Below are 14119 nucleotides of genomic sequence, written 5' to 3'. Positions count from 1 at the left end.
AGCCTAGCCCTCCAGCGCTTGTCGCAGCCGTTGCTGGACGGCGCCCAGGCGGACATGGTTGATCGCGCTGAGCGAGTCCTCGCCCCCGGCGATGCGTTCCAGCAGGTTCACGCATTCGTCGGCATGCTGGATCAGATAGTCGAACGACTGGAGCTGTTCGAGGTAGGAGGTGGCGAAATGTTCGTCGCACACCAGCACTTCTGCCAACCCCTCCAGCTTGTCACGCATCTCGCGCAGCTCGCCGGCGATCACCGAATGCAGCACGGACGAGAACGGATCGAAGCCGGGGAGGGAATCTGCACCGGCCTTGTGCGGCTGGAGGGGTAAGCACGACATCAGAACAACTCCAACTCGCCACCGTCCACGGGACGGGGCAGCGAAACAGGGGGCTTTTCCTGGACCGCGTCCGATACATGTTTGCAGCGGCTACGGCCCTCGTGGGGCAGGAACTCGACCTTGCGCGCGGTACGCCCGCCAAGGTCGCAATGTGCGATCGTGATACCTTCGGTTTCCATGAAGCGGCGCGCGAACGCCGCGTTGGAATGGCCGATGCCGCCCAGGCCCGAGACGATGTTGCCACCGCCATATAAATGGGCCTGGAGCCGGCTGCGGGACGCGCCCTTGGCCATCATGCCGTTGATCAGAAGCTCCATGGCATGCACGCCGTAGCGGGCCATGTCGCTCTGCGAGACGGTATGGTCGGCACTGGGTTCGCCCAGCAGGAAGTGGTTCATCCCGCCCACCTTGGCCACCGGATCGTACAGGCACGCTGCGACGCAGCTGCCCAGCAGGGTCGAGATCATCACGCCGGCTTCGCCGGTGATCGCGTTCTCGCCCTGGACGATGGAGACCCGGCGCATCAGGTGAGCTCGCCGAAGACGCGCTCGATCTTTTCCTTGAGCGCGGCGGGTGCGAAGGGCTTCACAACATAGTTGTTCACGCCCAGCGCTGCGGCCTTCTGGACCACTTCGCGATCGGCCGAGCCGGTCAGCATGATGAACACGGTCTTGCCGATCACGGGATCGCCACGCACCGCCTCCAGGAACTGAAGACCGTCCATTTCCGGCATGTTATAGTCCGAAATGACCAGGTGGACCCGGTCGCTCTTGATGGCGGACAGTGCCTCGGTCGCGCTCGGTTTATCGCGCACGTCCTTGAACCCCAGATCCTGCAATGCGCGACGGATCATCGCGCGCATACTGGTCTGGTCGTCCACCACCATCACCTTGATTTGTGCTGCAGCGGGCATCAAACGCTCCCAACTTTACTCGTTTCCGCACGGCAAGCCTTGAGGATAGCCTCTGGCATTGCCGACAATCCGACTTCCCGTTCAACCGCCCCGATTTCCTTCGCGGCGCGGGGCATGCCCCAGACGACGCAGGTTTCGCGGGTCTGCCCGAAGGTGCGGGCGCCTGCGCGCCGCATTTCCAGAAGACCGCTCGCCCCGTCGGCGCCCATGCCCGTCAGGATCGCGCCCACGGCTGCTTCGCCGAGCGAAGCCACCGAGTTGAACAGCACGTCCACGGCGGGCCTGTGCCCTCCCACGGGGTCGCCCGGACGGAGCTTGATGTGCCCCCGTGCACCCCCTGAAAGTTCCATGTGCATGCCCCCTCCAGGAGCAATATAGACGGTTCCCGGCAGGACCGGCGCGCCATTCGTTGCTTCGACGACCTGGACGCGACATTCGCTGTTCAGCCGCTCTGCAAAGCTGCGGGTGAAGGTCGCCGGCATATGCTGGACGATCAGGATCGGCGGGCAGTCCTCGGGCATCGACGGCAGGATCGAGAACAGCGCCTCGACGCCACCGGTGGACGATCCGATCGCGATCAGCGTGTCGCCGCGCGCGCCGGCCGAGCCCTTGGGCTGCATCGGCAGGCGTTGCGGCCCTGCACGCGCGACCGAACGGGCCGCCGCCTTGACCTTTTCGCACAGCAGCTCCGCATCGCGTTCGATGTCCTCGGGCGTGCCGCTCGGCTTGGTCACATAGTCCACTGCGCCCAGGCGCAGCGCCTCGATCGTCACCTGGGCGCCGCGCGCCGTCAGCGTCGAGCACATCACCACCGGCATGGGGCGCAGGCGCATGATGCGTTCAAGGAAGGACAGGCCGTCCATCCCCGGCATCTCGACGTCGAGCGTCAGGACATCCGGGTTGAGCGTCTTGATCATGTCGCGCGCGGCATAGGGTTCGGGCGCCATGCCGACGACTTCGATTTCGGGGTCGGCGGACAGCATGCGCTTCAAGGTGGCGCGCATCGAGGCACTGTCGTCGACGATAAGCGTGCGTACGGGTTTCATACCCGGCCCTCCGGTTTCTTGTAGATGGTGTGTCCGCACGAGACCATGCGCGCCGCCGAATTGCCGATCAGACGTTCCGAGTGGCCGATGTACAAATGGCCGCCGGGTGCCAGCTGGTCGACGAACCGCTCCTCCAGCTCCCGCTTGGCGGGATCGGCGAAGTAGATCATCACGTTGCGGCAGAAGATCACGTCGTACGCGGCCTTTAGCGGCCATTGTCCGAACAGGTTCAGCACCTTTGCCGTCACGAGCTGACGTGCCTCTTCCGCCATCACGAAGCCGCCGGGCGCCGGGCGCAGCCAGGTGCTGCGGTACGGCTCGGGAATCCCTTCGACGACAGTGTCGGCATAGAAGCCGCGCTGGACCGAATCGACCACGTGCGGGGCGATGTCGGTGGCCAGCAGCCGGACGTCGGCATGGCGCAGCCACGAAGCGGCTGTGCGATCCGGGCCCAGCAGGCACATGGCGATCGTGAAGACCTCTTCGCCCGACGAGCAGCCCGCCGACCAGATCCGGATCGGCCCATTGCGCTTCTTCAACTCGGGAAGGACCGTGCTGCGGAAGTGATCGAAATGGTGCGGCTCGCGGAAGAAGTGCGTATGATTGGTGGTCAGCGAGACCACCATCGTATGCCGTTCCTGCGGATCGCGCTGGACCAGTGCCACATAGTCGCTGAACTTGCTCAGGCCATGCTCGCGCAGGCGCCGTGCAAGGCGCGACTGGACGAGCGTGGTCTTTGCCTCGGTCAAGGCGATCCGCGCGTCCTCGTGCATGATTGCGGCGATGGCGGCGAAATCGCGCGGCGTAAGCTCCGCACTATGGCTGGCCGCCACGCCAGCGTTGCCGCCGGCGAGCGCCGTGGCGCCCCCGGCCGCGCTCACGCTGCGAGATCCAGATGCTTGGTGAGGCTGAGCGCTTCGAGGTCGAGCAGCAGCACCATCGTACCCTTTTCGTCGCGCGTGCCATCCTTGGCGCGCGTGGCGATGCGGACCAGGCCGGCGATCACGCTGGCTTCGATCGTCTCGACTTCGGGCGCCGGCTGGATTTCCGCCTCGCCGATGCCGACGATGTCGTTGACTTCGTCCACCAGGAACCCCGCCTGCTTGCCGGCGATGTTGACGACCAGGATGCACGAACGGGCATGCAGCACGCTCGGCTCCCAGCCCAGGCGTTCGGCCAGGCCGACCACCGGGATCACGTTGCCGCGCAGGTTGGTCACGCCCTTGACGAAGCTGGGGACGTTGGGGAGCGGGGTGGGTTCGTCCCATTCCCGGATTTCGATCAGCGCCCGCATGTCGATGCCGAACGTCTGCTTGCCCAGCGAGAAGGTTACGATCTTGCGGTCAGTAGTGTCGGTGGTCATGCTGCCAGTCCTTTCGGCACGAAACGGTTGGAAGGCGAAGCGACGAGCGCTTCGATATCGAGGATGAGCGCGATCGAGCCGTCGCCCAGGATGGTGGCCCCGCCCAGCCCGCGGATCGGATGCAGGTTCTGGTCGAGGCTCTTGATCACCACTTCGCGGCGGTCGTCGATCGTATCCACCACCAGGCCGACATTGCCGGCGGTCTCGCTCTCGACGATCACCACCAGCGAGTCTTCGATGGCGCGGTCGTCGTTCAGGCCGAAGATCTCGGTCGCACGCTTCACGGGCACATAGTGGCCGCGCATGTCGATCACTTCGCTGTCCGGCGAGGTGCGCTTGACCTGGCCCGGTTCGGGCTGGACGGTCTCGAGCACATGGCTGAGCGGCAGCACGAAGCGCTGGCCGGCGAGGCGGACGATCATGCCGTCCAAAATCGCGAGCGTCAGCGGCAGGATCATCGTGAAGCTGGTGCCTTCGCCCGGGACCGAGTGGATTTCCACGCGGCCACCCAGTGCCTCGACGTTGGAACGGACGACGTCCATGCCCACGCCGCGCCCCGAGATGTTCGAGATCGTCTCTGCGGTCGAGAAGCCCGGCGCGCAGATCAGCTGGTCGATTTCCTCGTTGGTCAGGTGCGCATCGGCGGCGATGATGCCCTTTTCGATGGCCTTGGCCTTCACGCGTTCGCGGTTGATGCCGCGCCCGTCGTCCTGGACCCGCACGAAGATGCGCGCGCCCTTCTGTTCCGCCGACAGCTTGATCGTGCCCGCAGCGGGCTTGCCCGCGGCGATGCGTTCGGCGGGCGTCTCCAGGCCATGGTCCGCGGCGTTGCGGATCATGTGGGTCAGCGGATCGCCGATCTTCTCGATCACACCCTTGTCGACTTCGGTCGTCTCACCATAAGTCTCAAGATTGATCGTCTTGCCGGTTTCGACCGAAAGGTCGCGCAGCATGCGCGGCACGCGGCTGAACGCCTGGCGGATCGGCTGGGCGCGCAGGGACATGACGTTGTCCTGGATCTGGCGCGTCAGCCGGGCGAGTTCGGGCAGCTCCACCCGCACGCGATCGGCGGGCGAGAGCCGATCGGCCAGGATCGAGTTGCGGATCACCAGTTCGCCGACGAGGTTGAGCAGCAGGTCGAGCTTGCCCAGGTCGACGCGGATCGTCTGCGCCGCTTCGGCCGCCGGCTTGGGGGCGGTCGCGGCGGCAGCTGCGGGCGCCGGCGCTTCTGCCGGGGCTGCCGATGCGGCGGCGATGGCGGTGACCACCTGCTGCATGGTATCGGCCAGCGATTCCACCGTCGCGGTCACGGGCTCGAACGGGATCAGGTCCTCGACGGGCGCGGGGGCAGGGGCCTCCGCGACCGGTGCGGCGACGACTTCGGGCTCGAGCCGGCGGATTTCGACGACCGAATCCGGGGCAACGAAATCGAAGCAGTCGGTGATGTCGCCCTGCGACACTTCACCCGGCATGCTCAGGATCCAGGCGAAATAGCTGTCCTCCGGGTCCAGGTCGCGCAGCGGCGGCAGCTGGCCGGTCTCGACCGACTCCACCGTGGCGCCCAGGCCTTCCAGCTCGCGCACGGTGAGCAGCGGCTCGGCCGCGTTCATCATCGCAGCGCGCGAAGGCTTGAACCGGATGTACCAGCCCGGCGCGGCCGGCGGCTCGCTCGGCTCGATCTCGTCCAGCTGCACCAGCACCGGGCTGAAGCCGAATTCGTCTTCCTCGGCCGGCGCGGCTGGGGCAGCGGCGACAGGTGCCGGGGCGGGGGCAGGAGCGGCGGCTGCGCCATCGCCCTCTGCCACGCCCTTGTTGGCCAGCACCTGTTCCAGCACCGTCAGCGCGGCGGTGTCGTTCGGCCGGGGGGCGAGCCCCTTGGCATAGGCGACGTGATCGGCCAGGATGTCGAACGAACTCAGCATCACCTTGATGACGCCGGGGGTCGGGGAAATCTTGTTCGCGCGGACTTCGTCCAGCACGTTTTCAAACTTGTGGGCGAATGCCGTGAGGTCCGCATGGCCGAACGCACCCGCGCCGCCCTTGATCGAATGGACTGCACGGAAAACGGACGCGATCGTCTCACCAGAGACGTCGCCTGCCTGCATCGCCGACAGCCCCTCTTCGGCGGCAGTCAGGCCTTCAGTGCATTCTTCAAAGAAGATTGCCTGGATCTCGTCCATTTCGTCGCTCACGGGCAGACGCGGCGAATAGCCGCCCCCAGCTTCTCGGCCTCGAAGGGCTTGGTGATCCAGCCGGTCGCGCCCGCTTCACGGGCCCGCGCCTTTTTCTCGTCCGAGAATTCCGTCGACAGCACCAGGATCGGCGTGCCGCGGAAACTGCCCTCGGCGCGCACGGCTTCGATCAGCTCGAAGCCGTCCATCTTGGGCATGTTGATGTCCGTGATCAACAGGTCGGGCTTGACCTCGCGCATGCGCTCCAGGCCGTGCTGGCCGTCGTTCGCCGTCTCGATCTTGTAGCCCTGGGCCGTCAGCGATGTTTTCAGCAGCATTCGCATGCTGGCCGAGTCATCTACGGTGAGGATCAGCTTGGTCACTCTGCATCTCCGGTTTCAATGCCGATTGCTGCTGCCAGCTGGCAGCTGGTCACGCGGTCCAAAAAGGCGTGGCTTGGGTTGAGGATGGTGAAGGTCTGGCCTGCGGCCAGCGCATCGGCGCGCGCGGCGACGAGGAGCTGGAGCACGGCCTGGCCGACGCTCTCGACGTCCGACGCATCGATTTCGATGGCGTCTTCTTGTTCCGCCGCTTCGAGAAGGCGTGTCCGGAGATCGCCCGCAGTAACGGTGGATCCATGCGGGGGGAGGCGCAGCATGCGGTCCTCCACCTCGTCAGGCAGTGGCTGGGTTGAGTCCATTTTTCGCCTCGTCGAGAGCAGTTTCGAGTTGCTGGAAGCTCGGCGCATAGGCCGAGGGCGTCATGCGGCGCGCGATTTCGATCGCGACCTGCACGGGTTGGTTCTGCGCGTAGGCCACGATAGCGGTCTTCGCGATGAAGAAGGGCTGGGAGTCCTTTTCGATGATTTCGAGCAGCTTGTTCGCAAGCGGCGCCACCAGGCAGTAGCTGAGCAGCACCCCCATGAACGTGCCGACCAGCGCGCCGCCGATCATCGCGCCCAGGATCTCGGTCGGCTGATCGATCGAACCCATCGTCTTGATGACGCCCAGCACCGCGGCGACGATGCCGATCGCGGGCAGGCCGTCGGCCATGATCTGCAGCGCGTGCTGCGGGCCGGTTTCCTCGTGGTGGTGCTTGTCGATATCGGCGTCCATCGCCGCTTCGAGCTGGTTCGGGTCTTCGAAGTTGACCGTCATCATCCGCAGATAGTCGCAGACGAATTCGACCAGATGGTGATCCTTCAGGATCTGCGGATAGGGCTGGAACAGCGGGCTTTCCTCGGGCTTGTCGAGGTGCGGTTCCAGGCCGGTCGCGCCGCCCTTTTTAAAGGTCGTCAGCAGGCCGAACAACAGGGTCAGCAGATCCTTGTAGTCATTGGGCTTCCACTTCGTTCCCTTGAACGAACGGACGATCCCGGCGCCGGCCTTCTTCACCGTGGCCATCGAATTGGACACGATGAAGGCGCCGATCGCCGCACCGCCGATGGCCATCAGCTCGTGCGGCAGCGCGTGCAGGATGATCTCGAACTTGCCGCCCGAGATCATGAAGCTGCCGAACACGCAGACCAGGATAATGATGAGGCCGATGCCGTTTAGCATGGGGGGTGCCGATTACTTTCTCTGGGTAGTATCCAGAATTATAGGAAGGTTTTGCCCGCCTCGGTGCGGGCGGTGGTAAATCGGTCAGCCGGGTTTTCCCGGATGCCCGCCAGGGCCTGGCAAGTAATTGCCAAGTTGGTGCAACTCGATCGCCATGATGAGGGCAGCGTCGTCATCGTCGGCCACACCCGACGCTACGGCAGGCGCTGTCATGCCCGTCTGCGGGGGCAGGGGCACACGGTCGTGCGGCGCGGTGGCGGGGCGATGCTGCGCGGTCATTGCCGTGCCGCCTGGACGGTCGCCACCGGGGCCGCCACCGCGTCCGCAGCCGCGCGGGCGACGATCGGGCGGAAGGTGACTGCAAGCATCATCTGCTCGTCGCTCTCGCGCGGCGGGGGCGGGACCATCATGAACCCGAACGCATTCTCGCACTGGAACAGATGCGGTGCCGCCTGGGTCATGTCCTCCAGCGACAGCGTGGCATCGCGCTCGACGTCGCGACGCGGAGTCTCGCTCAGGAAATCGACGGTCGGCATGAAGACCGCGCTGTCGATCTGGAGCCACTCATAGATCTGGCCGAACTGGAGCGCGACCGAATAGCGGCAGTCGCCGATCGGGATCGGCGCCATGTAATAGCCGTCATGCGTGGGCGTGGCCGTGACCGTGCTGGTCGTGACGTTGGTGCCGTCGGCGACGATCACCGGCAGCGCGATCGTCCGGTCGATGAAATCGGCATATTTGAGCGCGAGCCCGAAACGCTTGTGCGCCAGCAGCGTCAGCTTGAGCGCCAGTCCCTCGCCATGCAGCTCCGCCGGCAAGTACATGCGTTCGGAGCCCTTCATGTAGAACAGGCCGCGCTGGCGCAGCCCGCGCTGGGCGATGTCGGTGTCGAACAGCGGGACGACATCGTCCACGCCCAGGTTCACGTCGTGCTCGAACGCGGCGATCACGTCGAGTTCCTGCGGCAGCGGCAGGAACATCAGCCGCGCGAGCGTTGCGGCGGCGTTGCGGCGCCACATCACCGCGGCGTCGGGTGCCGAGGCGCGCAGGATGCCGTCGCGCTGCGCCTGCTCGAAGCGGATGCAGCCCGCCTGGATGCGCTCGCGCACTTCGCTCTGGCGGCCCTTGATGCTGTTGGCGCGGCGCAGCGGCGTGCCGTCGGCTGCGTAATCCACCACCGAGCCCTGGGCCGCGGTGCACACCTGTTCGAGCACCGCGACATTGGCGCACATCGATTCGAGCGTGTGCGCGTCGTAATGGGTGGGGTCGATCAGGCCCTTCTTGTCGAAGCCGGTCTGATACTGCTCGCGCAGCAGCAGGTAGCGGCCGGCGACCTCGACGCCCAGCAGGCGGCGCAGCACGGGCTCGATCTCGTTCTGGACCGATCCGTTATAGCCAAGGTCGACCAGCATCAGCGTGTCACCCGGCGCCGGAGCGACGGTGGCGCGGACATGCTGTGCCAGCCGCTCCGCAAAGGCAGTCGAGCGCGCGATCGTCTGGCGCACCCGCGCCGGCGAAGAGACTGCCGCGAGGAAGGCGCCCAGCGTGCCCTTTTGGGGGAGCTGCTTCATCAGCGCGCCGATTTCGGCCTGGGTCAGCAACAGCTGCTTTGCCACGACCTTCATGTCGGTGCCGACTTCGTGCTGGAGATAGCGGGTAATCGCCTTGGGGCTGTCGAACGCGGCAGCGGTGGCGGTGAAGCGACTGATCTCGATCGCATGCGCCGGGGATTCGCGACCGCTGGCGGCGTGGACCCGCATCGGCAAATGGCCGTCGCGCATGAGGAACAGGCAGTGGACGGTGCCGCCATGCCGGGCCCGCAGCGCTTCGGCCTCGTCCGCCAGCCAGCGATCGAAGCCGTGCAGCACAGGGCCGAGCACCGAGAAGCCGAGCGCTTCGGCCGGATCCTCGATCAGCGGCTCGACGGCGGCCAGCGTCGCGCGGTGCGGCTGGAAATTGGTCGCGGCGAGCGCTTCCGTCGGGTGGAGCATCGTGCCCACCGCCGCCTCAAGCCGAAGCCGCTGCTCGGTCGCGTCCGAAAACTGGTGAAGATGGAGCGTGTGGACGCCGAACGGCTCGACGCCTGCGACGTCGGCATTGGGGTTGTCGCCGATGTGGAGGATCTTGTCGGGGGCGATCCGCAGCTTCTTCAGGACATGCTTGTACAGCCCCTCGCTCTTGGACGCGCCATGGACGGACGAACAGAACAGCTGGTCGATCAGCGCCGCGACGTCCGCACCGGCGGCGGCAGCGATCAGCGCGCGCAACTGAGCTTCGTCCAGATAGGTGTCGGACACGATGATGACGCGCAGCCCGCGCCGCTTGGCTTCGCGCATCAGCGCAACCGTGGGCGCGAAGGCGAAGCAGTGCAGCGCCTCTGCGTCCAGTTCGTGCTGGATCGCGGCGTCGCGTTCGGCGGCGGTCGCGTTTGGATAGAGCTCGGCATAGATTTCGCCGATGCTCACCTCTGCGCGGTGGCGCTTGACCAGCGACGCTGTGCGCGCGCGCTGTTCGGCCCATTGGCGCTGCGGCACCGTGATGGCGGGCAGCAAGCCGAACAGGTCGCGCGGCGCATGGGTGTCGCGCCACAACAGCGTGTCGAAACAGTCGAGCGAAAGCGTCGTGACGTCCGGATAGCGGCCCAGCGCCGTCGGCAATGCCTGCGGAAGGATAGTGTCGGCCAATGCAGTTTCCCTGGAAAAAGCGCCCCGCATCGTTGGACGCAGGAATCTTATAGGAAGACAGCAGCCGTGCGCGGCGAATCCGTTCTAGAATGAAGGGACCACTAAAGGAGCCAAAATGACTCTCAACGCCTATCGTGCTGCAGTAAGCCGCGCAGAGACGCCGCGCTCGACCGAGTATCGGCTGATGAGCGAGATTACGGGTGAGATGATGGATGCCGAGACGGCGGGCCTGCGCGGCGCGCTGTTGATGCCGGCACTCCACCGCAACCGCCAGATGTGGTCCGCCTTTGCCACCGATTGCGGCGCGCGCGGGAACGGGCTGCCGATCGAACTGCGTGCGCAGATCATCTCGCTGGGCCTGTGGGTCGAGCGCTTCACCAGCGACGTCGTGGCGGGCCGCGAGCCGATCGGCGAGCTGATCGCCATCAACCGCACGATCATGGAAGGGCTGCGCAACGAGCGCCTGGCCGCCTGATCCCTCCGCGACATCACGACACGAAAGGGGCGCCGCAGTACCGACTGCGGCGCCCCTTTGCTTTTGGCGTACGGGTTGCCGTTTCCGGGGACGGGGCGGGCAACCGAAAAGGGGGAGGGCGCTGCCGCGCCACTGCACGATCGGCAGGGGCTGTCGCAGCTGGCAGCGGGGAACCATAAATGCCGTCGTCCCGGCGCGGGCTGGGATCGATTGCCGCTCCGTTGCATCAAAAGGCGCGGGCGGAGCGCCGAATGACCGCACAATACCGGCGCCGGGCGCGCGGTGGCGTGGGCGTCAGAAGGACGCCCATTCCTCGCTGGAAATCGAGGTCACCGATGCGGCCGGCGCCGCTTTCGGGGCCGGTGCTGGCGTCGGCCCCGGCGCCGCGCTGCGGCGGGCGGGCTGGCGTGCGGTACCGGCGATGGTGAACTGTCCCGCCATCGCGCTGAGCGAACCCACTTCGGACGTCAGGTTGCGCGCGGCGGCAGAGGTCTGTTCGACCATCGCGGCGTTTTGCTGGGTGCTGTTGTCCATTGCGCTGATCGCCGTACTGATTTCGCCGATCGCGTTCGATTGCGCCTGGTTGTCCGCCGCCATCTGATCGAGCAGCGAATGGACTTCACGCACGTCGCCGGAGATGTTGATCAGCGCGCCGTCGACCTTCTGCACCATCTCCACTGCCGCGACGATGTCGGTCTGGGTGGTGGTCAGCTGGTCGCGGGCGCGCCCGGCTTCTTCCTCTGCGCGCATCGCGAGGGCGGACACGAGGTCGGCGACGACGGCAAAGCCGCGCCCCGATTCCCCCGCGCGCCCCGCCTCGACGGCGGCATTCATCGCGAGCACGCGCGTCTGGAACGCGATCTTGTCGAGCCCCTCGATCACGCTGTCGATTCCCTTGGCGCTTTCGGACACGCGCGTCATCGCCTGGACGGCCTCGTCGGCGATCGCGCGGCCACCGGCGACGGTGGCGATAGCGCCGTCGGCGCGGCTCACCGTCTGCTTCGCTGCCGTGGCGGTCGCCTTCAGCCGGGCGTCCATCTGGCTGACCGCGGCATTGGTCTCTTCCAGCGTCGATGCGTTGGCCTCGGTGCGGCGCGCCAGATCTTCGGAGGCCTGGGCGATTTCCGACGAACCCGTGCGGATCGTGGCGGCGGATTCGGTCACCGATCCGATCAGCGCGTGCAGGCTGGCAGTCGCTTCGTTGAAATTGACCTTGAGCTGGGTGAAGGGCGGGGCGAGATCGGCGTCGATCGACGCGGTCAGGTCGCCCGCCGCCAATGCGGTCAGCCCGTCGCCCAGCGAGCCGACGATCAACTGCGCCTGCGCATGCTTGGATTCCTCGGCAGCCGCCACCTGATCGCGGAACGCGAGCATCGCGTTGGCCATTTCGCCCAGTTCGTCCTGGCGATCGGTCCCTTCGGGCTGTGCCGACAGGTTGCCCGCGCCGAGTTCGCGCATCGTTGCCGTGAGCGACACGATCGGGCGGATGACGCGATGCGACGCGGCCCGCGCCAGCATGACCGCGACAGCCATCCCCAGCACAAGCGCGATGCCCAGCGTCACTTCAGCGAGCGTCCCGATCAGCGTGCCGGCTGCGGCGGTCTCGTCCTGGTGCTTGGCGATGGCGTCGGATGCGGCGGCCATGCTTTGTTCGAGCGTCCGGAACTGCACGAAAAAGGCCGGGAGTCCGGCGGTTGCGCGCAAGGAGTCGGTTTCCGCGATCGCCAGCATCGCCTGTGCCGCGTCGGTATAGGCGGTCATCGGTGCGGCCAGCTTGCCAGTCACGGCGGCCACTTCGGCCGATCCGGTGTAGCGCGCATCCTCGGCAATGGCTTCCTGCAGCGTCTTGAGATGCTCGGCGAAGTCGTCGAGGATATCCTCGCGCTTGAGCCCACTGCCGGGGTTCTTGGCTTCGATCGCTGCCAGCACGTCGGCGCGGATCGCGTCGTGCATCATGTCGGCGGTCATATGATTTTGCAGCAGGGCGGATGCTTCCGTCTGGCGATGCAGGCTCTGGCTCTGCAGCCAGGCGGCGCCGATGCCGGTCAGGCCCAGCACCATCACAAGCATGAATATTGCCGTGCGAACCAGCCATGTCGCCCGTTCCAGAGACAATCCGCTCGCATATCCGGTCGAGGTTGCACGCATCGCTTACTTCCACCCTGGTCCAACGCCACGCGCGGTGGCCCAGGATAAATATAGCGGGATTCGCGCACCCCCCAGAAACGCGGGGGTAAATACTTGCGCGTCCGACCGTGGGGGCTGGTCTTGCGCTATAAATCGATTGGGGATCGCATCTCTGCGCGAAAGACTTGCGATGAAGAAAGTGCAGCGGACGCTGTGTGCGTTTACGATGATTCCGGTGGCACCCGCATTCGCCCAGTCCGAGGCGGGTGCGCCGGTGACCGTGAGCGCGAGCTATACCGTCGATGCGGTCTCGGTTGCCGAAGGGGTGGAGCGCAAGAGTTTCGTCCTGCACAATGCGCAGCTTGTCGCGGACTTCGATTTCGATCGGATCGCCGGGGTTTCGGGCCTGACCGGGAACGTCCACCTGCTCGCCACGGCGGGCGGGGCGCCCAACGATGCCGCCGGCACGTTGCAGGGCGTGAACAATATCGAAGTGGCCCGCCACCGCGCCAAACTCTATGAAGCGTGGCTCGAACAGGGGTTCGCGGGTGGTCGCGCCTCGCTGCGCGTCGGGCTGAACGACCTCAATGCCGAATTCTATCAGAACGATTCAGCCGGGCTGCTGATCGCGCCCGCCTTTGGCATCGGATCGGAGCTGGCCGCCACGGGCCCCAACGGTCCGTCGATCTTTCCCTCCACGGCGCTCACCGTGCGCGGCAACGTGCAGATCGGGCGCCACGGCTATGCCCGCGTCGCCGCCGTCAATGCCCATGCGGGCGTGGTCGGCGATCCCGAAGGCGTGGATGTGACGCTCCGTGATGGGGTGTTGCTGATTGCCGAAGGCGGGCTGACCTATGGCGGCAAGGTCGCCGTCGGCGCCTGGCGCTATACGCGGCGGCAGGACGACATCCGGGCAATCGATGCGCGCGGGTTCCCCGTGCGGCGGATCGCAAGCGGTGGATACCTGTTGGTCGACCAGCAGGTTGCCGGCGACGACAAGCGCGGCGCCAGCGTGTTCCTGCGCGCCGGGGTGTCCGAAGGCCGCACCACGCCGTTTCGCGGCGGGTTCCAGGCGGGGGCGCTGCTCCGGGGCATCGTGCCCGGTCGGCCCGACGGCCAATTGTCGTTCGGCATCCAGCATGGCCGGCTGTCCGACGCCTATCGCGCGTCGCTGGAGGATGCGGGGGTAGAGAGCGGGCGGGACGAAGTGGGGTTCGAGCTGACCTATCAGGACGCGATCACCCCGTTCCTCGCGGTGCAGCCCGACGTGCAATATATCCGCCGCGCGGACAGGACGGGGGGCAGCCGCAACACGCTGGTCTTTGGCCTGCGGCTGATCGCCACGGTGGGCGGTAACTGAGAGCAGCGGCCCAGCGCGACGGACGAAGAGAAAAGGGCGCCGCAGTCGATACTGCGGCGCCCCTTTTTGTGTCGATCCTGCGTGG

At 66.3% G+C, this 14119-nt stretch carries 14 protein-coding genes; 2 read left to right on the top strand and 12 right to left on the bottom strand.

Features of this window, described 5'->3' with window-relative positions:
- Positions 1-3: 3 nt before the first annotated feature.
- From ACG3SL_RS11925 to ACG3SL_RS11875, 11 genes are all read right to left on the bottom strand, one after another.
- The gene (locus ACG3SL_RS11925) at positions 4-336 is read right to left on the bottom strand and encodes a hypothetical protein (RefSeq protein ID WP_448661355.1); all 333 of its coding nucleotides are present in this window, start codon (positions 334-336) and stop codon (positions 4-6) included.
- The gene (locus ACG3SL_RS11920) at positions 336-860 is read right to left on the bottom strand and encodes a chemotaxis protein CheD (protein ID WP_448661354.1); all 525 of its coding nucleotides are present in this window, start codon (positions 858-860) and stop codon (positions 336-338) included. Before ACG3SL_RS11920 ends, ACG3SL_RS11925 begins: the two co-directional genes overlap by 1 nt.
- Positions 860-1249 carry a response regulator gene (locus tag ACG3SL_RS11915; protein WP_448661353.1) on the bottom strand — a complete coding sequence of 130 codons (390 nt, stop codon included), beginning with the start codon at positions 1247-1249 and terminating at the stop codon, positions 860-862. The genes ACG3SL_RS11920 and ACG3SL_RS11915 overlap by 1 nt, the downstream gene beginning before the upstream one ends.
- On the bottom strand, positions 1249-2295 hold the full coding sequence (locus ACG3SL_RS11910; protein WP_448661352.1) for a protein-glutamate methylesterase/protein-glutamine glutaminase: 1047 nt from the start codon (positions 2293-2295) through the stop codon (positions 1249-1251). The genes ACG3SL_RS11915 and ACG3SL_RS11910 overlap by 1 nt, the downstream gene beginning before the upstream one ends.
- Entirely contained in the window at positions 2292-3176 is an 885-nt protein-coding gene (locus ACG3SL_RS11905) for a CheR family methyltransferase (RefSeq protein WP_448661351.1), read from the bottom strand. The genes ACG3SL_RS11910 and ACG3SL_RS11905 overlap by 4 nt, the downstream gene beginning before the upstream one ends.
- Positions 3173-3658: a chemotaxis protein CheW gene (locus tag ACG3SL_RS11900; RefSeq protein WP_448661350.1), complete on the bottom strand. Its 486-nt coding sequence runs from the start codon at positions 3656-3658 to the stop codon at positions 3173-3175. The genes ACG3SL_RS11905 and ACG3SL_RS11900 overlap by 4 nt, the downstream gene beginning before the upstream one ends.
- Positions 3655-5850, bottom strand: coding sequence for a chemotaxis protein CheA (locus tag ACG3SL_RS11895; RefSeq protein WP_448661349.1), 2196 nt, complete (start codon positions 5848-5850; stop codon positions 3655-3657). The genes ACG3SL_RS11900 and ACG3SL_RS11895 overlap by 4 nt, the downstream gene beginning before the upstream one ends.
- The gene (locus ACG3SL_RS11890) at positions 5847-6212 is read right to left on the bottom strand and encodes a response regulator (RefSeq protein WP_448661348.1); all 366 of its coding nucleotides are present in this window, start codon (positions 6210-6212) and stop codon (positions 5847-5849) included. The genes ACG3SL_RS11895 and ACG3SL_RS11890 overlap by 4 nt, the downstream gene beginning before the upstream one ends.
- Positions 6209-6487 (bottom strand): STAS domain-containing protein, encoded by a 279-nt coding sequence (locus ACG3SL_RS11885; protein WP_448661347.1) that lies wholly within the window; start codon positions 6485-6487, stop codon positions 6209-6211. Before ACG3SL_RS11885 ends, ACG3SL_RS11890 begins: the two co-directional genes overlap by 4 nt.
- A 16-nt stretch (positions 6488-6503) precedes the next feature.
- Positions 6504-7388: a flagellar motor stator protein MotA gene (motA, locus tag ACG3SL_RS11880; protein ID WP_448661346.1), complete on the bottom strand. Its 885-nt coding sequence runs from the start codon at positions 7386-7388 to the stop codon at positions 6504-6506.
- Positions 7389-7663: 275 nt separating this feature from the next.
- On the bottom strand, positions 7664-10072 hold the full coding sequence (locus tag ACG3SL_RS11875) for an HAD family hydrolase (RefSeq protein WP_448661345.1): 2409 nt from the start codon (positions 10070-10072) through the stop codon (positions 7664-7666).
- Positions 10073-10187: 115 nt separating this feature from the next.
- Here ACG3SL_RS11875 and flaF point away from each other — a divergent pair, with 115 nt between their 5' ends.
- Complete coding sequence (flaF, locus tag ACG3SL_RS11870; protein ID WP_448661344.1) at positions 10188-10547, top strand: flagellar biosynthesis regulator FlaF; 360 nt, start codon at positions 10188-10190, stop codon at positions 10545-10547.
- Positions 10548-10841: 294 nt separating this feature from the next.
- Here flaF and ACG3SL_RS11865 read toward each other — a convergent pair whose 3' ends face one another.
- On the bottom strand, positions 10842-12617 hold the full coding sequence (locus ACG3SL_RS11865) for a methyl-accepting chemotaxis protein (protein WP_448661343.1): 1776 nt from the start codon (positions 12615-12617) through the stop codon (positions 10842-10844).
- A 247-nt stretch (positions 12618-12864) separates the two neighbouring features.
- Between ACG3SL_RS11865 and ACG3SL_RS11860 the strand changes: the two genes are divergently transcribed.
- A complete protein-coding gene (locus ACG3SL_RS11860) occupies positions 12865-14034 on the top strand; it encodes a carbohydrate porin (protein ID WP_448661342.1) in 1170 nt (389 codons plus the stop codon).
- The last annotated feature ends 85 nt before the right edge of the window (positions 14035-14119 follow it).

The organism is Sphingomonas degradans, assembly GCF_053502645.1.
Note: the sequence above shows the minus strand (reverse complement) of the source record. Positions and strands in the feature narration are given on the sequence as shown.